Origin of the sequence: Lacipirellula sp. (genome assembly GCF_965279485.1) — a bacterium.
Classification (GTDB): Bacteria; Planctomycetota; Planctomycetia; order Pirellulales; family Lacipirellulaceae; genus Lacipirellula.
Window position 1 is genome coordinate 1,737,633 of sequence record NZ_CBDIIC010000001.1, and the last position, 22,240, is coordinate 1,759,872.

Annotated in this window: 15 protein-coding genes; 7 read left to right on the forward strand and 8 right to left on the reverse strand. The window is 62.9% G+C overall.

Translation table 11 applies throughout. The annotated features are described in order from the left end of the window. Nucleotides 1-107: 107 nt before the first annotated feature. From lysS to ilvE, 5 genes are all read left to right on the forward strand, one after another. Nucleotides 108-1,721: a lysine--tRNA ligase gene (gene lysS / locus ACQY7R_RS07295; protein WP_428304986.1), complete on the forward strand. Its 1,614-nt coding sequence runs from the start codon at nucleotides 108-110 to the stop codon at nucleotides 1,719-1,721. Nucleotides 1,722-1,747: 26 nt separating this feature from the next. Next, on the forward strand, nucleotides 1,748-2,410 hold the full coding sequence (locus tag ACQY7R_RS07300; protein WP_428304933.1) for a hypothetical protein: 663 nt from the start codon (nucleotides 1,748-1,750) through the stop codon (nucleotides 2,408-2,410). Nucleotides 2,411-2,439: 29 nt separating this feature from the next. Further along, nucleotides 2,440-4,011: an ABC transporter permease gene (locus ACQY7R_RS07305; protein WP_428304934.1), complete on the forward strand. Its 1,572-nt coding sequence runs from the start codon at nucleotides 2,440-2,442 to the stop codon at nucleotides 4,009-4,011. A gap of 179 nt (nucleotides 4,012-4,190) precedes the next feature. After that, the gene (locus ACQY7R_RS07310) at nucleotides 4,191-4,943 is read left to right on the forward strand and encodes an ABC transporter ATP-binding protein (protein WP_428304935.1); all 753 of its coding nucleotides are present in this window, start codon (nucleotides 4,191-4,193) and stop codon (nucleotides 4,941-4,943) included. A 225-nt stretch (nucleotides 4,944-5,168) separates the two neighbouring features. Beyond that, entirely contained in the window at nucleotides 5,169-6,026 is an 858-nt protein-coding gene (gene ilvE, locus ACQY7R_RS07315) for a branched-chain-amino-acid transaminase (RefSeq protein ID WP_152101810.1), read from the forward strand. Between the two features lie 388 nt (nucleotides 6,027-6,414). Here ilvE and ACQY7R_RS07320 read toward each other — a convergent pair whose 3' ends face one another. The 3 genes from ACQY7R_RS07320 to rpmG form a co-directional block, all read right to left on the reverse strand. Then, the gene (locus tag ACQY7R_RS07320; RefSeq protein ID WP_428304936.1) at nucleotides 6,415-7,212 is read right to left on the reverse strand and encodes a hypothetical protein; all 798 of its coding nucleotides are present in this window, start codon (nucleotides 7,210-7,212) and stop codon (nucleotides 6,415-6,417) included. 180 nt (nucleotides 7,213-7,392) lie between these two features. Next, nucleotides 7,393-9,141, reverse strand: coding sequence for a single-stranded-DNA-specific exonuclease RecJ (recJ, locus tag ACQY7R_RS07325; protein ID WP_428304937.1), 1,749 nt, complete (start codon nucleotides 9,139-9,141; stop codon nucleotides 7,393-7,395). A gap of 115 nt (nucleotides 9,142-9,256) precedes the next feature. Continuing rightward, nucleotides 9,257-9,430 (reverse strand): 50S ribosomal protein L33, encoded by a 174-nt coding sequence (gene rpmG, locus ACQY7R_RS07330; RefSeq protein ID WP_428304938.1) that lies wholly within the window; start codon nucleotides 9,428-9,430, stop codon nucleotides 9,257-9,259. Nucleotides 9,431-9,677: 247 nt separating this feature from the next. On the opposite strand from rpmG, the gene ACQY7R_RS07335 reads away from it, so the two are divergent. Beyond that, nucleotides 9,678-11,411, forward strand: a complete 1,734-nt coding sequence (locus ACQY7R_RS07335) for a prenyltransferase/squalene oxidase repeat-containing protein (protein WP_428304939.1) — start codon at nucleotides 9,678-9,680, stop codon at nucleotides 11,409-11,411. A gap of 871 nt (nucleotides 11,412-12,282) precedes the next feature. On the opposite strand, the gene ACQY7R_RS07340 is transcribed toward ACQY7R_RS07335, so the two are convergent. Together ACQY7R_RS07340 and ACQY7R_RS07345 are read right to left on the reverse strand one after the other, a co-directional pair. After that, entirely contained in the window at nucleotides 12,283-13,074 is a 792-nt protein-coding gene (locus tag ACQY7R_RS07340; RefSeq protein WP_428304940.1) for an enoyl-CoA hydratase/isomerase family protein, read from the reverse strand. 115 nt (nucleotides 13,075-13,189) lie between these two features. Beyond that, nucleotides 13,190-14,482, reverse strand: a complete 1,293-nt coding sequence (locus ACQY7R_RS07345; RefSeq protein ID WP_428304941.1) for an acyclic terpene utilization AtuA family protein — start codon at nucleotides 14,480-14,482, stop codon at nucleotides 13,190-13,192. A 308-nt stretch (nucleotides 14,483-14,790) separates the two neighbouring features. On the opposite strand from ACQY7R_RS07345, the gene ACQY7R_RS07350 reads away from it, so the two are divergent. Beyond that, nucleotides 14,791-16,323: a sigma-70 family RNA polymerase sigma factor gene (locus tag ACQY7R_RS07350; protein WP_428304987.1), complete on the forward strand. Its 1,533-nt coding sequence runs from the start codon at nucleotides 14,791-14,793 to the stop codon at nucleotides 16,321-16,323. A gap of 193 nt (nucleotides 16,324-16,516) precedes the next feature. Here ACQY7R_RS07350 and ACQY7R_RS07355 read toward each other — a convergent pair whose 3' ends face one another. The 3 genes from ACQY7R_RS07355 to ACQY7R_RS07365 all read right to left on the reverse strand — a co-directional run bounded on the left by ACQY7R_RS07355 (nucleotide 16,517) and on the right by ACQY7R_RS07365 (nucleotide 21,869). Beyond that, nucleotides 16,517-17,440, reverse strand: a complete 924-nt coding sequence (locus tag ACQY7R_RS07355; protein ID WP_428304942.1) for a serine/threonine-protein kinase — start codon at nucleotides 17,438-17,440, stop codon at nucleotides 16,517-16,519. Between the two features lie 629 nt (nucleotides 17,441-18,069). Continuing rightward, complete coding sequence (locus ACQY7R_RS07360; RefSeq protein WP_428304943.1) at nucleotides 18,070-19,113, reverse strand: ThiF family adenylyltransferase; 1,044 nt, start codon at nucleotides 19,111-19,113, stop codon at nucleotides 18,070-18,072. 344 nt (nucleotides 19,114-19,457) lie between these two features. Continuing rightward, a complete protein-coding gene (locus ACQY7R_RS07365; RefSeq protein WP_428304944.1) occupies nucleotides 19,458-21,869 on the reverse strand; it encodes a hypothetical protein in 2,412 nt (803 codons plus the stop codon). Nucleotides 21,870-22,240: the final 371 nt, after the last annotated feature.

Here is a 22,240-nt window from a genome sequence, read left to right on the forward strand (position 1 = left end):
ATCTTCACTAAAATCTTTCCACTCTTGAGCTTAGCGAAATTTCCACCCTCCGCGCGCCTCCTTTTCGAGCCGCCGCGGCTCCAGCCATGACGCCTGCCCCGCAATCGATGACCGACCAACAGACTCCCGCCGACGACGCAACCGATCCCTCGCGCGACCAATCGTTTCTGGAAGCGGCGCGTCGCGCCAAGCTCGCCCGCATCATCGAACTCGGCCACGATCCGTGGGGCACGCGCTTCGACGATCGCCAGCTGATCGGCGACATTCGCGCCCGCACGAACGAAATCCTCTACCGCAAGGCGGATGGCGCGAACATCACGCTGCCGTCGCTGGAGACGGAAGAAGAACGCGCCGCGTTCCGCCCTTGGCTCGCTGAGCAAGGCGCCGGCGAGATCGTCGGTCCGCAAGTCCGCGCCGCGGGCCGGATCATCTTGTCGCGTGACAAAGGAAAACTGCTGTTCATCGACATTCGCGACATGACGGGCCAAGTGCAGCTGTTCATCGGCCGCGATCAGGTCGGCGATAGCTGGGATTTGGCTCAATGCTTCGACCTCGGCGATATCATCGGCGTCGACGGCACGCTCCGCCGAACGAAGACGGGCGAACTTTCGATATTCGCCGACCGGCTCCATATCTTGACCAAGTCCATCGAAACTCCGCCAGAAAAGCATAGCGGCCTGCAAGACGCCGAGCTGCGGACGCGGCAGCGGTACCTCGACCTCACCTACAACGAAGGCGTGCTCGACCGGTTCCTAGACCGGACGCGGATCGTTTCGTCGATTCGCAAGACGCTCGGCGACCGCGGTTTCGTCGAAGTCGAAGGCCCGACGCTCCACACGATCGCCGGCGGCGCGGCTGCTCGGCCGTTCACGACGCATCACAACACACTCGATCTTGATCTGTTCATGCGGATCGCGCTCGAACTCCACCTCAAGCGACTCCTGGTCGGCGGCGTGGAACGGGTCTACGAACTCGGCCGCGTCTATCGCAATGAGGGGATTAGCCCCAAGCACAACCCCGAGTTCACGATGCTCGAGGTCTATCAGGCGTACGGCGATTACCGTTCGATGATGGATCTCACCGAAGAGTGCATCTGCGAGGCAATCCACGCCATCCGCGGCGCAGGCGACGGCAAGCCGACTTCGTACACCATCGAATTCGCTGGGAAGACGGTCGATTTCAAGCCGCCATTCAAGCGGGCGACCTACGCGGAGTTGTTCAAGCAGCATGCCGGCGTCGACCCCACCGATTCGGCCGCCGTCGCGGCGCTCGCGAAGAAGCTCAGCATCGAAACCGCCGGCCGGCATCCCGATGTCATTAAGAACGACGTTTTTGAGGAGAAGGTCGAGGATGCCCTCGAAGGCCCGATCTTTGTGATCGATTACCCCGCGAGCATCTGCCCGCTGACGAAGCGGAAGGCGAGCGATCCGACCGTCGCCGAACGGTTCGAGCTGTTCATCGGCGGAATGGAAATCGCCAACGCCTACACCGAACTAAACGACCCCGACCTGCAGGAAGAACTCTTCCGCAGCCAACTTGCGGGGATGAGCGAAGAAGATTCGATGGCGAAGATGGATACGGATTTTATCCGCGCTCTGCGTCACGGCATGCCCCCGGCAGGCGGTTTGGGCATCGGCATCGATCGGTTAGTAATGCTGCTCACCGGCACGCAGTCGATTCGCGACGTGATTCTGTTCCCGGTGCTGCGGCCTGAGAAATGACGGCTACCGCGGCAAGGAGGCCGCCGATGACGCTATTGTTCACCACATTGACCGCGCTCAGCATTGCCATGCTGTCGATCGGCTGCGTGCGCACTTCGCATCAACTGAGCGAAGTCGCCGAGACGGTGACGGATGACGAGATCGTCGGCATTTGGGAGGAACAGGACTCCGTCTTCGGTCCTCGAGAATCCGATCATTTTGTGATTCAACAGCACAAGAATGGATGCTATCGGCAACACGCACTTGATCGCCGCGATGAAAGCGAAGGCGTATTCAAGTTGATGAAAGTTGACGATGTCACCTACATGGAGTGCAACCTAGCTGAATGGCTTGCCGTAAGGGGAGCGGAGCCGAGCGAAAGAGAAGTACAATCTCCAGCAGATTTGCCAATTAACCTGTTCCCATGTCGCTGGGAACGCCGCGGCGAGTGGATAGCTATCTGGCTACCTGACCGGGCAGTGCTCAGGCGCCTTCTACAGGAAGAAAAGCTAACCGGCCGTGTAGAAGGCGGGCTTATCATCGATGACATCAACGTAACGTCAAGCGCTGAAGAGTTGGCTGCCTGCCTCCAAAAGCACAGCGATGAAATCTACGGAGTCAACGAACCGCCAACTCGCCAGCGACGACTTTACCGACGCGTCTCCGCCAAAGTTCCCGCGCCGACATCAGAAACAACCAGCACGCCTTAACACGCTTCCCTCGCCAAGGACGGCACCCCATGTACAAACTCCTCCTCTGCTGGCGTTACCTGCGCACCCGCTACATCGCGCTCCTCTGCATCGTCAGCGTCACGCTCGGCGTGGCGACGATGATTGTCGTCAACAGCGTCATGGCGGGGTTCACGCACGAGATGCAGGGCCGCCTCAACGGCATGTTGGGCGACCTCATCTTCCGTACCCGCAGCCTCGACGGCGTGTTCGACGCCGACGCTCACATGGCGCAGATTCGGACTGCCGCGGGCGACACGATCGCCGGTATGTCGCCGACGGTCCACGTGCCGTCGCTCCTCTACCTCACCGTCGGCGGCGAAACATTGCCGCGGCAAGTGACGCTCATCGGCATCGACGAAACGAGCTACGCCTCAGTGAGCCAGTTCGGCGACTTCCTGCAGCATCCCGAGAATCGTAAGCAGCTGTCGTTCGACCTCCGCGACGGCGGCTACGACGTGCTCGATCACCAGGTCGATCCCGCCGACGCCAAGCCGCGCGAAGTGATGCGCGACGCCGGTTGGCAGTATCGCTCGTACAAGGCGATGCTCGCCAAGCAACGCGCCGCGGATCAGAAGCGGCTCGATGAGATCAAAGCCAAGAGCGAACCAGCTCCAGCCGCCGCGGCGCCAGCTGACTCCGCTGAGCCGGCAATGGCCGATCCGTTCGCATTGGCGGCGGAAGCTGCCGGAGAGGGCGAAGGTCGCGACTTCGACCCCGCCACCGATCAACACACCGGCATCGTCCTCGGCATCGGCATCTGCGGATTCCGCACCCCCGACGGCGTCGACCACTACCTCGGCCTGCCAGGCGACGATGTGAAGGTCGCCTTCCCCCTCGCGGTGATGCCGCCGGAGATTGTCGGTCAGGAATACACCGTCGTCGATTTCTACGAGAGCAAGATGAGCGAGTACGACGCCAACTTCGCGTTCGTCCCGCTCAAGGCGCTGCAAAAAGATCGCGGCATGATCGATCCCAAAACCGGGGTCGGCAAGTTCACGACGATCCAAATCAAGCTAAAACCCGGCGTCAACGCCGAGGCAATGCGAGACAAAATTCAAGCCGCGTTTCCAATTCAGTTCTACCAAGTCAGTACCTGGCGTGACGAACAAGGGGCGTTGCTCGCTGCCGTGCAGATGGAAACGATGGTGCTCAACATCTTGCTGTTCATGATCATCGCTGTTGCCGGGTTTGGCATCTTAGCGATCTTCCTAATGATCGTCGTCGAAAAAACTCGCGACATCGGCATCTTGAAGTCTCTCGGCGCCAGCGGCTTCGGCATTCTGGCGATCTTCCTGATTTACGGGCTGAGCTTAGGCCTTGTCGGAGCAGGCGTCGGCACGGCAATGGGACTCTATATCGTGGCTAAAATCAACGAAATCGCCGATCTGATCGGATATATTTTTGGCATGCAGGTGTTCGACCCATCGGTCTACTACTTCTATAAAATTCCGACCTTGGTCGAACCTTTGACGGTGTTCTTGATCATCGTCGGGGCGGTACTGATTGCCGTATTGGCAAGCATCATTCCCGCGATCCGCGCAGCGTCGTTGCATCCCGTTCGCGCGTTACGGTTTGAGTAGTTCAACTTGCTGATCGAACGTGGCCGAAGTGAACAATCAAGCGTTTGAGACAAATTCCCATGAGTAATTCGCCGCGTGAATCTACCTCCGCGACTCCTGGCTGGATCACCCCCAGACGATCGGCGAGTGCGCCTCCCGCACCGCCGCACGCTGCGGGAACGGTCAGTGGGAATCGAACATTGGCAGAACACGCCGCGCATGCGAAGGTGCACCCAACAGCTGAGCCACATTTGGAAGAGGTTTCAGTTCAGCTTGCTTGCCGAGATCTCTATAAGAGCTACCGCAAAGGTTCTCTAGGGATTCCGGTTTTGCAGGGGATCAGTCTGCATGTCGAAAAGGGCGAGTTCCTCGCAATCGTCGGACAAAGTGGCAGCGGCAAGAGCACATTACTCCATTTGCTCGCGACCCTCGATCAGCCCGATGCCGGCGAAATCCGTTTCGAGCACAATCGCATCGACAATGTTCCTTCTTCGGCTCGCGACGTACTGCGGAACCGCCATTTCGGCATGGTATTCCAGTTCTACCATTTGCTTCCGGAAATGACGGCGCTAGAGAACGTGTTGGCTCCGGCGATGATTGCTGGAGGCATCTTCGGCTATCTGCGAAATCGCGCTGCTTACCGCCGCCGGGCCTACGAGATGCTCGAGTTGGTGGGCCTTGGACACCGGGCCAAGCATAAGCCGCGTGAGCTTTCCGGCGGCGAAATGCAACGTGCCGCGATCGCGCGGGCCCTACTCTTAAAGCCGAAAATGTTGTTTGCCGACGAGCCGACCGGCAATCTTGATCGAGCGAGCGGCGAGTCGGTAATGCAAATGCTCGCCGAGTTGAATGCCCGGGAAAAGCTCACTATAGTCATGGTGACGCACGACCCCTGGATCGCCGGGCAAGCGGACCGCACAGTGAAGCTCGTCGAAGGCCGAATCGCCGGTTAGGGCCGATACAAGCCGCCGGCGCCGCCGGTGGACGAACCTGGCGCCGACGCTATTAGCGCGGTGTTCCATCGGCCAATCCGGCGGCGTTGAAGGTTTCGCCCCTGCTGGCCGAACCTGCGACATTGGCGGCCCCTCTTTACGGGAAATCGTTCCACGTTCACCGTAGAGGCCATGCCCATGTCGTCCGTCGCTCAATACAACCCGAACGCTCCCACGAAAGCAACGATGTCACGACAGGTCTACATCAACGGCAAACTCCTCCCGGCCGAGCAGGCGACTGTCAGCGTCTTTGATCATGGGCTCCTGTACGGCGACGGCGTCTTCGAAGGCCTACGGGCCTACAACGGCAAGGTCTTCCAGCTCAACGAGCATGTCCGCCGGCTGTTCGAATCGGCGCTCGCCATCCGGCTGAGCATCCCAATGTCGCAGCCCGACATGGCCAAAGCGATCGACGACACCGTCGCCGCCAACGGCATCAAGGACGGCTACATCCGCGCCGTCATCACCCGCGGCAGCGGCACGTTGGGGCTCGACCCGAACCGCTGTAGCAATCCGCAAATCATCATCATTGCCGACTCGATCAGCCTCTACCCGAAAGAGTTCTACGAGAACGGCCTCGAACTGATCACCTCGAGCGTCATCCGTAATCATCCGGCGGCGCTTAGCCCGCGGATCAAGTCGCTCAATTACCTCAACAACATCCTCGCCAAGATCGAGGGCCTGAAGGCGGGCTGCGTCGAAGCGCTGATGCTCAACCACAAGGGCGAAGTCGCCGAATGCACGGGCGATAACATCTTCCTGGTGAAGCAAGGCAAGCTCTACACGCCGCCGCTCGACGCCGGCATTCTTGAGGGCGTCACTCGCAACGCCGTGCTGGAACTCGCCTCCGAAGCGGGCATCGTCACCTCCGAGTCGGCGATCACCAAGCACGACGTTTACGTTGCCGACGAATGCTTCCTCACCGGCACGGCCGCGGAAATCATCCCGGCAGTGAAGGTCGACGACCGCGTCATCGGCAGCGGCAAGCCGGGTCCGATCACGAAGCAGCTGACCGAGGCGTTCCACAAGCTGGTGCGGGCGTAGGACGTCGTTAGTCCGTACCGTCATCCCGAGCAGAGCGAGGGATCTAGCAAAGCACGCAAGCCGCATCCAACGCTGAAAGCGTTGAAGATTCCAGCCCAGGGTTGATCGCCACGGCGATCTACCCTGGGGCAGTTGGCGAGGGGTGGCAACAATCCTGTAAGGGTTGCATCATCGGCTTTAGCGACAATGTTCAACCCTTACAGGGTTGGTGCTTGATCGCCGCGAGCAAACCCAGGGTAGATTGCTGCGCAATCAACCCTGGGCTGGAATATTGAATCCCTTCAGGATTCGATTTGAATGCGACGCCCGCGTAGATGCAGCGCCCGCATAGATGCTGAATGTAACTTCGTTGACGAAGAGCCGAAGACGGTTGCTTCGCGATCACAGACTACTTCGACTGCCCGCGAACCACGTCCTTCCCCTTCCGAGCCGCAATAAACTGCTCGTTGTCGACCTTCTTGAAGTTCGCCAAATGGGCCTGGGCTTCGTCGAGCCGGGTGCGATCTTCGCGCGATAGGCGCCACGAGAAAAGGTGCGTCGCCCGGACGGCGTTCTTGTCGTCGCCGCCAAGCGAGCGTTGAATCTCGACCGGTACGACGCCGTGTTTTGCGAGCGCCGAATTGAGAGCCAGCCGCGGACCTGGCGGCGGCGAGTTGTATACCATCGCCGAGAGTTCGGCGTAGCGGTCGGTGAATTCGCGGTAGCGCGTCAAACTGGCGGCGTCTTGCGCCTTGATCGTCGCGGTGCGGTAGGTCCACTCTTTGTTGGCCAGCGTCAAAGCGCCGGTGTCGCCGTCAAAAGTCTCCTCAAAGCTCGGCTTCGCGGAGAACTTGAGCAGCGGATCTTTGTGCTCAGACGCCCATTCGGTCATCTTCGCCATCAGCTTCGACACACGCTCGACTTCGACGTCGGTACGGCGTTCGCGAACGGTATCCAGCAGAATAAACTGCCCCGCTTTGCCTTCAGGCCCTTGGCGATAAACGATTACTTGCTGTGGGCTGTCGACGAACTCGTAGACTGCCGACTTTTCAAACAGCGTTACCGTGTGGCTCGCCGGTTCGGTGGCGTCGCCGACATAGATCTCGGTCTCGATGCGGAATTCTTGAGCCGAAACGGACTGCGTTTCTGCGGACAACAGACTCGCAGCAGCGACGGCGAACAGCAGGGCGAAGAATTGCCGAACCATGGCGGAACTCCCTTCCGTGGGGCGCGCAGCCCCGAACAATCAAACTGAACGGCGGGGAGCATACGAAAGCGTGCAGACGGCGTAAACGCCGATCGGCGTTTGTCACGCAGGCCAATGTGGATTGCCGCTTGTGGGCGCTGCTAGCACGCGCCGCGGTCCAGATCGCTGCGAGTTGCAGGTCTATTGCGCGCTATCGAGACGCCAATCGGCAAGGTGAATCTCTACCGACGCCCGGCCGCGATAGCGGTTGATCACCGGCCGGAACGCGATCGACATCTGGCCGTTGATCGCCGCGAGTTCGTCTTCCCAGTCGCCGCCGCCGAACGCAACGGCCCGCAACTTGATCCCCGCCTGGTCGAACGTCATCGACAGGTGCCGCCCCGCGCCGCCCATTCGCTTCGGGCGTTCCGTGAGCCGCACCTCGCTAGCACACAGCACCGGTCGCAGATTGCCGTGGCCGAAAGGCGCCAGCTTCTCGATCTGCTCAACAGTTCGCTGCGTGAGGCAACTGAACGTCGTCTCGACGTCGACGAACAACTCGGCAAGCCGCGAACCCTCGCCCAACTCCCGGGCCACCACGTCGCAGAACTTACGCCGGAACGCCGGCAAGTTCGCCTCGGTGACGCGGAGGCCGGCAGCCGCCGCGTGCCCGCCGTGGCTCTCCAGCAGTTCGCTGCACTCCGCCAGGGCTGCGTGCAGGTTGAACCCCGGCACGCTCCGCGCCGAGCCAATGCCCGGCTTCACGCCGAGCTTGTCGAGGGCGATCACAATCGCCGGCATGTGGAACTTGTCGGCCACGCGGCCGGCGACGATCCCGATGATCCCTGGATGCCAGTCGTGGTCGGCCAGCACGAGCGCCGAATCGCGGCTCGGGTCAAAGCGTTCGCGGGCCTGCTTATCGGTCGCCCGCAAGATACTCCGTTCCAGCGTTTGCCGTTCGAGGTTTAGCTCGTCGATATACTTGGCCAGCTTCTCCGCCCGCACCTCGCTGTCGGTGGTGAGCAGTTCGATGCCCAGTTCCGCCTGCCCCATCCGCCCGGCAGCGTTCAAACGCGGGCCGATTGAAAAGCCCAGATCCTCGCACTCGAGGGCGTGCTTCTCGTGGAGCTTGATCTGCCGCATGAGGGCCGACATGCCGATGGTGGGATATGCCGTGAGGCTTTGCAGCCCATGCCGCACCAAGATGCGATTCTCATCAATCAACGGCACGACGTCCGCCACCGTTCCGATGGCGGCCAGCCCGACCGCCTGCAGCAAGAACTGCCGCATCCGCTCGTTGACTCGCTTGTTCTCCGCCACGCGTTGGCAGAGGGCCCACGCCAGCTTGAACGCCACGGCCGCCCCGCACAGCCCTTTGAAGGGGTAATCGCTTCCAGGCAGGCCCGGATGAACCAGAGCCGCCGCGTCAGGCAGCTCAGCATCCATCTGGTGATGGTCGGTGACGATGAGCGTCAGGCCAAGTTCCTTCGCCAACTTCGCTTCCGCGACGCTGCAGATGCCGCAGTCGACGGTCACGACGACGTCGGCCCCTTGCTCGGCGAGCTTCGCGATCGCTTCGGAGTTGACCCCGTAGCCTTCGTCGATCCGGTGCGGGACGTAGAAATCGACCTGTGCGTCGAGCATCCGCAAGCAGCGGACAAGAATCGCTGTCGCGGTCATGCCGTCGGCGTCGTAGTCGCCGTAGACGGTGATCCGCCGCTTCGCCCGATAGGCTTGATAGAGTAGATCGGCCGCCGCCGCGGCGCCGGGGAGCAATTCAGGGTCGCGCAGCCCCGTCAGCTTCGGGTCGAGAAACTGCCGCACGTCCGCGGGGTCATGAATGCCGCGGGAGAGCAACAGATGGGCGACCAGCGACGGCACCCCGGCCGCTCGCTCCAAATCGGCGATGCGTGCCGGATCGTGCGGGGCAAGGCGCCAATGTTTGGGCATGGACGAGGCTCCGCCTGCTCAGCCGCGCGGGACGAACCCACCAGCCGCGGGTCAACGACCCGCCGGAGCGGCGCGCAGAACTCCCGCCGCCGGAAAAAGAAACGGAAGAAGCAGCTTACTTCTTCTTTTCGACGTGCACCGTGTGCTTACGCAAGCGGGGGCAAAACTTGCTGAGCTTCAGCTTCTCGCCGCCCGTCTTCCGGCGGAGCGTGTAGTTGTAATCGCCGGTCTCCTCGCACACGAGGAACACGGTTTCCACTTTCTTCTTCCGCTTGCCGGTCTTCGCCATACGTCACCTAACTCTCGAAACGCGATAAAACTCGGGGGTTCCGGGGCGCCGGTTTGTCGGCTGCGGCCCGGACGGTATAGGTAGCTCGGCATTTTATGGACTTTTTCGGCATTACGCCAGTGGGGACTCCAACATCCTCGCGGTAACCGGAAAGCAGAGGAACTCGGGCGTTCAAACGCAGAAAACGACGCCGTGTCGGTATAATTGACGAGTTCAGCCCCTAGCAGCCACCTCGGAACAGACGGGCTTGTCCTCCCCGCTGGACCATACGCCGCCTCCTCACGCCGAGCCGCCGGACCTTCCAGCGCCGCTTTCCGGCTCCGTTTTAAACTCGCCAGTTGACGAAATTGCCGCCGTCGCGGAACCGCCGGTGGAGCCCCCCTCTCCCGCCATCCCGCTCGACGAGCCGCTGGGATTGATCGATCGCCTTGGCGCCTGGCTCGAAGAATCGGGCGCCGGGGCCTGGGTTTCGAGCGCCGTCGTGCATGGCGTCTTGTTCGCCACCCTGTCGATCGCGATCCTCTCGTCGCAGCGAGCGCGAGAATTATTCGACGATGAAGCATCGGGACCGCTGTCGGTGGAGCCGATGGAAGTCGGCGTCGGCGAACTGCCAATCGCGCCCACCGATGATCTCGTTCCGTCGCTCGGACCATTCGAACTCGGCGACGAAATCTCGCTCCCCGGCGAGGTAAGCGACATGATCGGTTCGCCCATCGGCGAGGAGCTCACCCCGCAACTTGGCGGCCTAATCGGCGATCTTCCCTCCGAGGGCGCGGTCGCGGCGAACGTTGGCAGCGGCGTCACCGCGGCGTCGGCGGCGAACAGCTCCGAATTTGGGGGCGGCTTGCCGCTCGATACGCTGTTGGGGCCCTCCGCCTCGCGCGGCGGCGGACTCGAAGGCCGCAAGTTGGAAAACCGTCGAGCTGCCGCGCTCGCCGGCGGTGGCACGGTTCGCAGCGAGGAGGCCGTCGAGGCCGCCCTGGTCTGGATGAAAAAACACCAGTGGTCCGACGGCGGCTGGCGGTTCGATCTGCAAGCAAACCCCAATTGCGTCGGCCAGTGCGGCGACTCGGGGTCGAACCGTTCGAAAACCGCGGCGACCGGACTCGCGCTGCTCACGTTTCTCGGTGCCGGATACACGCACAAGGAAGGGCCGTATAAAGAAGTCGTTGGCCACGGCCTCTACTTCCTGCAGGAGCAGATGACCGTCACCACACATGGCGGCGATCTGCGCGATGGCGACAACATGTACTCGCAAGGCATCGCCACGCTCGCGCTTACCGAAGCCTACGCGATGACGCACGACCGTGAGCTGCGCAAGTCGGCCATCCTTGCCATCCAGTTCATTCTCGAAGCCCAGTACAACGACGGCGGCTGGCGCTACACCCCGAACTTCGAAGCCCCGATGGCCGGCGACACCACAGTGAGCGGTTGGCAGATCGCGGCCCTCAAAAGCGCGAGCCTCACCGATATCGAGCTCCCGTCGAACATCTGGGAGCGCATCAGCAGCTATCTCGATAGCGTGCAGTATGACGACGGGATGAACTACCTGTACGTGCAGGGCGATTCGCCGAACCGACGAACCGCCTCAACGCCAATCGGCCTGCTCTGCCGCATGATCGGCGGCTGGAAGAAGAATTACCGCCCGTTGCGGGCGAGCGTCTCGCGGCTCGGCCAAGTCACGCCGAGCACCAAAGACGTCTACTTCAACTACTACGCGTCGCAGGTGCTCCACCACGTCGGCGGTTCGAACTGGAAGCGGTGGAATCCGCGGATGCGCGAGCATCTCATCAGCACCCAGGCCACGGCGGGGCACGAGAAAGGGAGCTGGTACTTTTCAGAGCCGCACAGTTCAGCAGGGGGCCGGCTCTATTCCACCGCGCTGGCCACGATGACGCTCGAAGTCTACTACCGCTATATGCCGCTGTATCAAGACACATTTGTCGACAACTCCTCGGCGGGGAACGCGGAAGTAGACTGAACCAAGCCAAACGACTCGGCTCAACGTTAGAAGGAGCCTGAGGCGGCGGCCGCAGCACACGCTACGAGCCGCCGCGCCTCAGGCAGGTGGAAGGAAAAGTCCGGCCACACGTTGGAGGGCGCCAAACGCTGCAGGTCCCGGACTTTCCCCGTTGGGGTTTCCCATTGATTCACAATTTCGAGCAGCCCAAAAAGCCGCGACCGGCGGTCGCGGGCATTTGTTCACCCTGAACGCAGCGAAGGATCTAGAGCGACGACGGCCGGCGCGAAGCCAACCCCGCCCGCATTTCCGACTCGAGCGCCAACGACGCCGAGCCGACTGAGCCTCATCGGCCAACATACGTCCCGCGTCCCCCAGGTCAGGCCCGGGTTGCAACCGGCGCGGGCGATGCGCCATGAGCTCTAGATTCTTCGCTCCACTCAGGATGCCGACAAACGGATGAGACGATGACGAGTTCCACACGCGCCAGGCCGCCGGCGTGCGCAGCAGCGATACGTGGGGTGAACCGCGCACACACGCCGACGGCCTAACCTAACAGGGCTTGCTGGGTCGAAGCGACGAGCCGACAGGCCGCGTGCCACGACAAACGATGAGGAAGGAAACAAGGCGGGATAAGTAGTGAGATGAGACCAGCGCCGCGTCGCATGAAGGGCCAGACGATCGCGGCGTCGCAGGCGAGCGTCAGCAACTCGTCGCCGGCAACTGAAATCTAGGTCGAGTTTTCTCGAAGTCAAATGCAAGCGGAAAATATTTTGGCTATCGGCTGACGGCCGGCGGCTATCAGCCAGAACGACGAGGCCGATGCATATCGTTTGACCAATTTTCTTGGTCTGGCCGACGGCCGATAGCTGATAGCCGACAGCCCAATTAGCTATTTCCACTCCGGCGGGCGGCCTTCGAGCAGTGCCTTGATTCCTTCGCTCGCCGCTTCGGTCGTGCGAGCGGTGGCGGCCATCACGGCGCCGGACGCGAGTTGTGTTGCCAGCTCTTCGCCGAGCGTTTCGTTGACGAGCCGTTTGGAAAGCTGAATCGCCTCGGGCGCGCCGGCGGCGCACTGCTTCGCGACCTCCATCGCCCGCGCCCACACGAGGTCGTCTGGCGCGAGTTCGTGAAACAAGCCGATGCGATGCGCCTCCGCCGCATCGAGCGTGGCGCCGGTGAGCATCATCCGCGCCGCCTGCCCCGCCCCGATGCGGAACGCAATGAGCGGCGTTGCGAGCCCCGCCACCATGCCGTGCCGTGCGTCAGGCACGCCGATGGTCGCCCGCTCGCTCGCCACCACAATGTCGGCCGCCGCCACGAGCGCCGCCCCCGCGGAAACGGCGGGGCCGTTCACCGCAGCAATGATCGGCTTGGTGATCTCCATCATCCGCACGACAAGATCGCGAAAGTCGGCCGCGTCGGAGCCCCAATCTTCTTCAGGCGCCTCCGAGTCTTGGCTCACCTGCATCTCGCCGACGTCGGCGCCGGCGGAGAAGCTATCCCCTGCCCCCGTGATGATGATCGCCCGCACCCGCTTCTCCAGGTACAGATCGTCGATCGCCTCGATGAGCTGCTGCACCATCGACCGCGTCAGCGCGTTGCCGTAGTCGGGGCGATTGAGAATGATCGTCCCCGCTCCGTCGAACACTTTCACGTCGATGGCATTGCTGGGCATATACATGGGGAACCTGATTTACTGAACTAAAAGAAGATTAACCGCCAAGGACGCCAAGGACGCCAAGGGGAAGAGGCGGTGCTTTGTATTCCTTGGCGTCCTGGGCGGTTCAAATTGTTTCTTAGAGCCACTCGCGGGCAATGCGAGTCTCGACGGCGATGTCGACCGCGTCGCGCGGAACGCGGACGGGCCAGCAGTTGCAGTGGACGTGAACCTCAGGGCGTACCGAGAGGCGGACATGGGGGCGGTGAGCCGCGACAAGTTTCATCGTTTGCTCGGCGAACTGCTGCGCCGTCGGGCGGGACTTCGATTGGAAGCCAAGGTGCAGCCACCCTCCGCCGCTGCTGCCGTGAAGTTCTTCGATCGTCAGATGCTCGTCGAGATCGCGGTTGGCGGGCAGGCTCGCCCGGGCCATTGTCGCCAGGTGTTGTCGCCAGCGGAGATCAGATTCCGCGGCGAACTCGACCATCGTTTCGACCACGAAACCGGTCTGGTAGAGAACTTCGAGTTCCCAGCAATCGTCGCTCGCTGCCCCCTGAGCGCCGGTGATTTCAAGCTGCGAAGCGTTTAAGCGGTGGCACTCCAGCGCGGCCCGCTCTTCGCGAACGTCTGGGTGAAGCGCGTCATCCGCATTCCCGTTGCCCATCCGCAGCCACTCCTGCAGCCGCGTGGCGCCGTCGCCATTGCCGTGAGGGGTTTCCAATAACAACCGGCCCGAACTGTCTAGTTCGACCACCTGCGGACGCCATGGCCGAGCCGCTGGCGCCTCGCCTGCGTACGCTTGCCAGTCGATCCACGTCGCCGCGCGAGCGCCGGCGATGGCTGAGGCGAGGAGGTTGCAATCACGCCACTTCCAACCATGGCGGTGGACCGCGGCGGCCACCAGCGGGGCGGTCGGATCGAACGCCCCGGCCACGATCACGCGAGCCGATTCAGCGAGCGCGAGTGCCAACGGTCCGCCCCCAAGTTGCAGGTCGGCCGCCAACACCGGCGCCTTCAATTCCCGCCAGGGGGCCCCTGTCTCGGCATGGCTGAGGTCGACGCCCTCCTCCTCCAGCATCTCCAAAATCGGCTCGACATTGCTCCCCCGCACCGCGGCGACGGGGACGTCGCCACAGCCCCCTTCGACGAGCACTCCAGCCGCCCGTTCGACGGCGCCGTAGGCGTCGGCCCACCCGGCCGATGCGAACAGATGCAGCTGCGGGTCGAGGTAAAGCGGTTTCACAATCGCCCGTAGGGCGTCGCAAAATCCGATGGCGCACTCCGGTAACGCCGCCTCGGCGGCGCCGTCGACCTTCGCCCAACGAGCGCGGGGGTAGTCGAGCTGCAGAAAATCGAGCTGCCCGCTGGCAGCCAGCTCTTCAATCCCCAGTGGTGCGCCGGCGCCGTCGCATTGCAATCTTGCAAACCGCATATGCCAATTGTGCGTAAGATTCCGAACGAAGGGTTACGTTGAGATTACGGAACATCGCCACGCCGCTTCCGTGGTGAAACAGCATCGCCGAGCGACCTCCCGCACTCGCCGCGACGTCTCCCGCCTCGTCGAAAATCGCTCGTATCAAACACTTTACGCCTTTTCTAACCGCCGGACAACCGAGCGGCGGCACGACCTCTGCATCTCGTCGAATCCACTCTCATCAACAGCCGCGTCACTTCATGAGGAAGCCCCCAGTGTCGACGAAGTCTCGCTCACGTGCTCAGGTCAACGGAACCGTCTCGCCACTGGGAAAGAAGGGGGCCGTCGCTCCCGCTGGACGCACCTCGCGCCCCAAACCGCAATCGGAGGAAGCCCCCGGCTTCGATGACGACGCGGATGGCCACGAAGATGAATTCGAATCAGCCGAAGTCGAAGGCGACGCCGCCATCGACGACCCGGTGCGGATGTACCTGATGCAGATGGGCGAGATCCCGATGCTCAATCGGGACAAGGAAGTCGCCGCGGCGATCCAGATCGAATCGACCCGCCGCCGCTTCCGCCGCACGATGCTCTGCAGCGACTTCATGCTGCACGCGGCCGTCGACCTATTGCAGAAGGTCGCCGACGGCACGCTGCGGCTGGACCGCACGATCGAAATCTCGGTGACCAACACCGCCGAGAAGAAGCGGATCCTCAAGCGGATCGCCCCGAACCTGACCACCGCTCGCGAACTGCTCACGCTCAACCAGAAGGATTATCGCCGCGCCGTCAGCCGCCGCACGTCAGTCGCTGAGAAGCACAGCTCGTGGCGCCGCATGATCGCCCGCCGCAATAAGGTCATTCGCCTTGTCGAAGAGTTGAACCTCCGCATCCAGCGGCTCACCCCGCTCATGTCGCAGCTCCACGAGATCAGCGATCGGATGTGGACGATCAAGTCGCAGCTCTCGCACGCTGAGCACTCGTTCCACCAGGGGAACGTCGCCGAACTGCGGCAAGAACTTCGCTACTTGATGAAGATCACCCAAGAGACGCCCGCTACGCTGCGTCGTCTGGCCTCGCGGACCCTCCGCCGCAAGTCCGCCTACGACGCCGCGAAGCGGGATCTCTCCGCCGCCAACTTGCGGTTGGTCGTCTCGATCGCCAAGCGATACCGCAACCGCGGCATGAGCTTCCTCGACCTCATCCAAGAAGGCAACACGGGCCTGATGCGAGCGGTCGATAAGTTCGAACATGCCCGCGGGTTCAAGTTCAGCACCTACGCCACGTGGTGGATTCGCCAAGCAATCACGCGGGCCATCGCCGACCAAAGCCGCACGATTCGTCTGCCGGTCCACATGATCGACACGATGAGCAAGATCCGTTCGGTAACGACCGACTTCGTCCAGCTCTACGGCCGCGAACCGAATCCGGAAGAGATCGCGGAACTGGCCGGCCTGTCGGTCGACGACGCCCGCTGCGTCCACAAGATGACCCGCCAGCCGCTGTCGCTCGACCAACCGGTCGGCGATCACGAAGACAACTACTTCGGCGAGTTCCTCGAAGAGAAGCGCGACGAAGACCCGCTGTACGACACGCATATGGAAGCGCTCAAGGCTCGCCTCGAAGAGGTAATGACCGAGCTGACCTACCGCGAGCGTGAAATCCTTCGCCTCCGTTACGGCCTGGCCGACGGCTACACCTACACCCTCGAAGAAGTCGGCAAGATCTTCAGCGTCACTCGCGAACGGGTGCGGCAGATCGAGTCGAAGGCGGTCCGCAAGCTGCAGAGCCCGTATCGCTCGCGGGCCCTTACTGGGTTCCTCGACGGCGTCGAGCCGATCGCAGTGGACGTGCCTTAAGCCGGTACACGCCACTTAACTGATTGCCTAATCGCGGGACGAACCAAACGTGTGGTTCGTCCCGTTTTTTATGCGCTCGATCGGATCGATTTAGCCCCGGGCTCCGCCCGGGGGTCGGTCACCGTACTGCTAAGCGTCGTCGCACGCAGCGCCACCCCCGGGCGGAGCCCGGGGCTAGGGGAGATCGACGGCGTTATGCCGACCTCGCCGCGAACGAGTCGATCTCCAGCCGCACGAGTTCTTCCGCCACTTCCGCGGCGCTTTCGGGGCGGCGGAGCGGGTCTTTCGCCAGCATGCGTGCCACGAGCGAGGCGACCTCTCTCGAGGCATCGGGCCGGCGGAGCGTGATGCAGTCGGGCTTCGTTTCGCGGTGTTTGCGGATCAGTTCCTCCGCATCGCGGCCGACGAACGGCAGTGATCCGGTGAGTACCTCATACAGCGTTACGCCGAGGCTGTAGACGTCGCTCTGCGGCGAGGCCGACAGGGCGGAGGTCAGCGACTCGGGCGCCAGGTAGTTCAACGTGCCGTAAACCGGACGCGACGACCAGTGGCGGCTCTCGCCGGGCGTGTGGACGAAGCCGAGATCGACGAGCGTCGCGTGCCCATCGGGGGCGACGACAATGTTCGCCGGCTTCACGTCGGAGTGGATCATGCGGGCGGTGGTGTGGAGCGCATCGAGCGCTTCGGCCACTTGGCGAGCGATCCACAGCGTGATCGCCATCGGCAGGCGACGCTGTTGCTCGAGAATCTTCGCCAGCGAGCGGCCCTCAAGCTTCGGGCTCACCGTGTAGAACGGCGGTTGATCGACGCCGGCCGAGAGCACCGGCAACAAGTGCGGATGCGAGACCTTGCGTCCGACCCACGCGGCTCGGCGCTGCATTTCGATTGCATGGGCGTCGCGCCACCACTCTTTACGCAGCACCTTCACGACGTAAGCCGCCGACTTGTCGTCGGCTGAATCGGCGGGACGGGCGACGTAAACACGCGCCAGCTCACTCTCGTTGATCAGCCGCACGAGCTGCCAGGGGCCAATGCGGCCGACCAGCTTGCGCTCGAGTTTGACTGGAGTGTGAACCGCGGGATGTTTCGTGGCGAACGAACTCTCGACAGTGGCCATTCGTGATGCATTCGCTCCGGACAGACAGGGTCATAGGCGCGAACTGGCTGCACGAAGCAACGCTGGCGCCGACGCGGGATCAGCGGCGGGATTGCCGACCCCAGGACAGCAAATCGACCGAACCGGCGGCGGCGCTCAGTCCGAACGGGATGATTTTGCGGACTACGCCGGGCGAGCGTGAAGCTGGGAAACTGGCGGGGCGTTTAACGCGGAGCGGAGCAAAAGTGGAGGCTGGATGGGGGCGAAAAGCGGATTTGTCGGCGGTGGGTTGAGGAAGGTGGCTTACGTGTTTGCTGCCCGAGGCTTTGGCAATCCAGGCGGGGCGAGTGGTGCCGTTAATGTCGTGTCGCGTTGCGTGTTGGAGCAAAGTGCGATTTTAGGCGACATTAAGAAACATGCTTTAAGTTGTTTCTCTTATTGAGTTTGAGTGATTGTCGCCTCGGCTTAGTGTCGCGTTTGAGGCGACATCTAAGGTGAGCGTGCCGCTTAGCTTCTTCGCCGTTGAACTCTGTGGTCCCCTCCCCTTGAGGGCGCCACAAGATCTCAGCGCCTGCAGCAAATGAACACCCGTCCACATTCGCAAATCTGGTGGCCGAAAGCAAGCGCGAAACTGGCTATTTTGCCTGCCGCTAGCCGCCGATGTAGCGGGCGTGGGCCACGCGGGCTTCGGCGATGTCGTCGGTTCCGCTGACGATGGCGCGGCCGTCGGCGAAGACGGTGATGCGGTAGCGGTCGACTTCGAGCCGCAGCAGGTACGGGTTCGCGGAAACTTTGCCGACCGATTGAAGTTTGGCCGCGAGGCGGTCGAGCGACGTTGGCTCGCCGCCGGTTGGGGCGAGTTGCACCGCGTTGCGACCGCAGAGCGCAATGGCCGCGGCGCCGCGGCGGCCATCGAGCCAGGGGAAGTCGCGCTCGACGCACGTGCGACAGGGGGCTTCGCTCGTGGCTCGCGCGATGCCGATCGAGCGAAGCTGATTGTTCCAAAGATCAACGACGGCGAGACGGCGATTCACCGACTCGCGATGGCCACTCAATATCTTCAACGCCTCGGCCGATTGGAGCGCGGCGATCGTCGCGACAATCGGGCCGATAACTCCGGCCGTTTCGCAGGTCGGTTGCAACTCCGCTGGCGGCGGTTCGGGGAGCAGGCAGCTCAGACAAGCTGTCTCGCCGGGCAGAATCGCGAGCGTTTGCCCCTCGGCGCCGACGCAGCCGCCGAAGACCCATGGCACGTTGTTCGCCACGGCGTAGTCGTTCAGCAGGTAACGGATCTCAAAATTGTCGGTGCCATCGACGATCACGTCGACGCCGCCCGCGAGTTGGGCGATGTTCGCCGCGGAAACGTCGGCAACCACGGCGTCGATTTCGATCTCCGAGTTAATCTGCCGGAGCCGGCGGGCCGCAGCGACCGCTTTAGGGAGCTGTTCGGCAACGTCGCGTTCGTCGAACAACACCTGGCGGTGGAGGTTGTCGCGTTCGAGAAAGTCGCGATCGACGATGCGGACGAAGCCGACGCCGGCACGGACAAGCTGATCGGCGATGACGCTGCCGAGGGCGCCGCAGCCACAGACGAGGGCCCGCGACTGGGCCAATTGCCGCTGGCCCGCTTCGCCGAGGGGGGCAAAACGCATTTGGCGGCGGTAGCGGTCGAGCGAGGCGTCGTCGGTGGGCATCGGCTCCATGCTACGGGAGTTATGCGAGGGAGTCGACGGTGCGGGGACCGGAGCCTCACTGTAACCAAAACTTGAGGTCCCCTCCCCTTGAGGGGAGCAACGAGCACGGTCGCCAGTGGCGACCGAGCGCAGGCGGTAGTCCGTGCGAAGCACTGGGTTAGGGAGGGGTAAGGGCAGCGTGTACCAGGGTTCTTCCCCCCTCCCCCGCCCTCCCCTCAAGAGGGAGGGAGCCACAATGTTTCTTTTACGAAGATTGCTGCAGAGCAAGCTTCTCTGCCTCGCGGAGCCGCGACGTACTGCGACGTCTTACGGAGTGGAACGCAACCCCCGGGCGGAGCCCGGGGCTAGTTGCGGTTTTCGAGGATTTCGATGTTGAGGTTCTCCTGCACGCCGGTTCTTTCGTTGCTGCTGGCGGCTTGCGCGATGACAGTGGCGTTCACCGGGGCCGTGGGGTTCACCGGAACGACGAACCGCACCGCTTCGCCAGGATTGATCGTGGGAATGGTTGCGAATTGAATGGCGCCGTCGACGATCTGGGCCGAGGTGCTTGAGCCAGAGACGGCGCTCAAGTCAGGAGTCAATTGAGCCGGCAAGAAGACGCGAACGCCAAGATTTGTCTGCGCGGTTGAGGCGGTATTGCGAACCATGATCTCGCAGTTGCTGCGAGCGCTCACGCGTAGAGAACTCGGACCCCCAGGGCGCTGCGAAGGAGTGCCGACCGCGATACCAATTTTGAGCGTCGGAGCGCCGCTGGTCGCGCCGGGCGTGCCGCCAACGCCAGGTTGGCCGCCGGTCGCGGCGGTAATATCGATGTCGGCCGAGTCGGCCGTGGAGATTCTGGCGCCGGTGTCGGTATAAGCTTCGCCCTGGGCGTAGATCGTGGCGCGAGTCACTATCTTTAGCCCGCAGTTCACGCGAAACTCTTTGACGGCGCCAACGGGCAGCATGCCGATGTCGCGAGTGATTTGCCCGCTGATCACCTGGACGCCTGCTTCGGCAGGCTGCGGAAGCATCGCGGCGAGTGGGTATTCTTCGCGCATCCGCACGTTGGAGAGAGGAACCTCGCCCGTGTTGCGAACGGTGATGCGCACCGGCAAATTCTGGCCCTGGACGGCCGGCGACGGCGCCTCGATATCGATGCGGAACGAAGCGTTCGACTGCGCCGCAGGCTGCGAGACCGAAACGCACTTCTGCTGGCTCGCCGGGTTGCCGCCGATGTAGCTGACGCTCACCGTACGACAGAGTGAACCGGCCTTCGAGACCTCGAGCTCAATCGGAACTTGTCGCGACTCGCCGGCCGCTAGCGTGCCGATGCTTTTGTTCTCGAACTTGTTGCGGCTGCGATCGAAGGCGTTAAAGAGACCGGGGTCGAACTCGTCGGTCAGCACAATGCCCGTGGCGGCCGATTGGCCGACATTCTTGATGGTGACCATCGCAGGCCACTTACCGCCAATGACCGCCGTGGCAGGCGACTCGATCGTCAACTCTAAGCGCGGCGGCCCCGGCGGTTGCGCCGGGGTCGTCGTCGTGGGCGGCGGGTTCGACGGGGTGCTGGTAATCGGCGGCCCCGCGGGGACGACCGGGGTGGAGGGGGTGACCGGCGTCAACGGCGATGAACCGCTCGGCGGCAGGTAGGTCGAACCGCCTGACCAATTAACGATCGTCGAGCTATTGCCGATCACGAGTCGCGGTGCGTCGCCGCCGCCAAAGTTGGCGGGGCGAACGAGCTGCATGTCGATTTTCGAACTCGCAGCGCCGGCGGCGGTCGGCGAGACTTGCACCGAGGCCATGCCCTGCGCGTCGGTGACGACTTCGCTCACTTGTCCGGCGCCGGCAGTGGTGGTGAGACCGTCGGAGACTTCGTAGCGGACGATCCATCCGGCGAGCGGGGCGCCGTCGGTTTGGCGTTTCACAGTGGTGGTGAGCGTCTCGCGCCCGCCGCTGGTAACGGCGGCCGGCGGGAAGACCCATTGGACGTCGACCCAGTAGATCGTCGCCATCTGTTTGCGAAGCGGCCACGAGTCGACGCTCTGCGTGTAGGCGGTGACGTGGCTGGTTCCCTCGCTGGCGGAGGTCACGCTAACCCACGCATCGCCGCGCGAGATGCCGACGTCGTCGCTGGGGTCGGGCGTGCCACGATCGATGCAGTGGGGGCCGTTCGCCGTGTAGGAATTGGCGAGGTAATTATCTGTTTTTGAACCCTTGTTCCAGGGGTAGATCGAGGGGTGGAAGGCGCCCTTGCCGCTGACTTCGACGAACTCGCCGACGCCGTTACGGCCGAGCATCCAATCGATCTTTTGCTCGGCGAGCGTGTAGCCGTCGGTGGTACAGATATTTGCTTTGAGTACGACCTCGGTGCCGACCGGCGCGAGCATCCGCTCGGGCGAGAGCGTGAGGCGATCTTGCGGCTCGGTGGCGACTTGCGTGGAAACGGGCGCGATCGGCACGCCGGGAGCGGCAGTGGCGACGGCCGGCAACTCGGGCTGCGGGAAGACGGGATCAGTGAGCACCGGCGGCGCCGTCGTGTTGCCGGGGACTGTCGGGAGCGAGGCGGTGGCGGCGGGGAAGACGGTCGACGGCGGCGGGACGGTCGCAACCGCGGCTTCGTCCTTCGGCCAGATGAGGCAGCGTTCGCCCGAGGGATCGATCCGCGGGCAGCGGGGACAGCGCAAGCCCGCGCAGCCAGCGTCGACGAGTGCGCAGGCCAAGGCCAGCAGCACGAGCAAACGGCGGTGATAGGCGGGGAGGGTGGGCATGTGGGGAGTGTCCGGCCCGGACAGACGCCAGTCGCTCGCTGGCAAATGCCATAGGCGAACAACGAGCGCGCAGGGACACGGCTGGTAAAATGTAGCGCCTAGATAAGAGAGTGATGCCAGAATCCAACGGGCAGTGTTGCTTTTTCGCCACGTCCGAGCAGGTTGGCGATGATTCTGCGGGTTCTCCGGGCGGACTAAGGAGGAGGAACCGCGGAAGAACGCAGATGAGCACAGATGGGATGAAATTCGCTCCGGGCTGCTTCTCGGCGTCCTTACGGTCCTTCGGGCTTAAAAATGCCTCCAGGAAACGGCCGGGAGAGCGGGAATTCTTGCTTCCCCAGCCGGGCCCAACTAAGATCAGAAGCATCGGC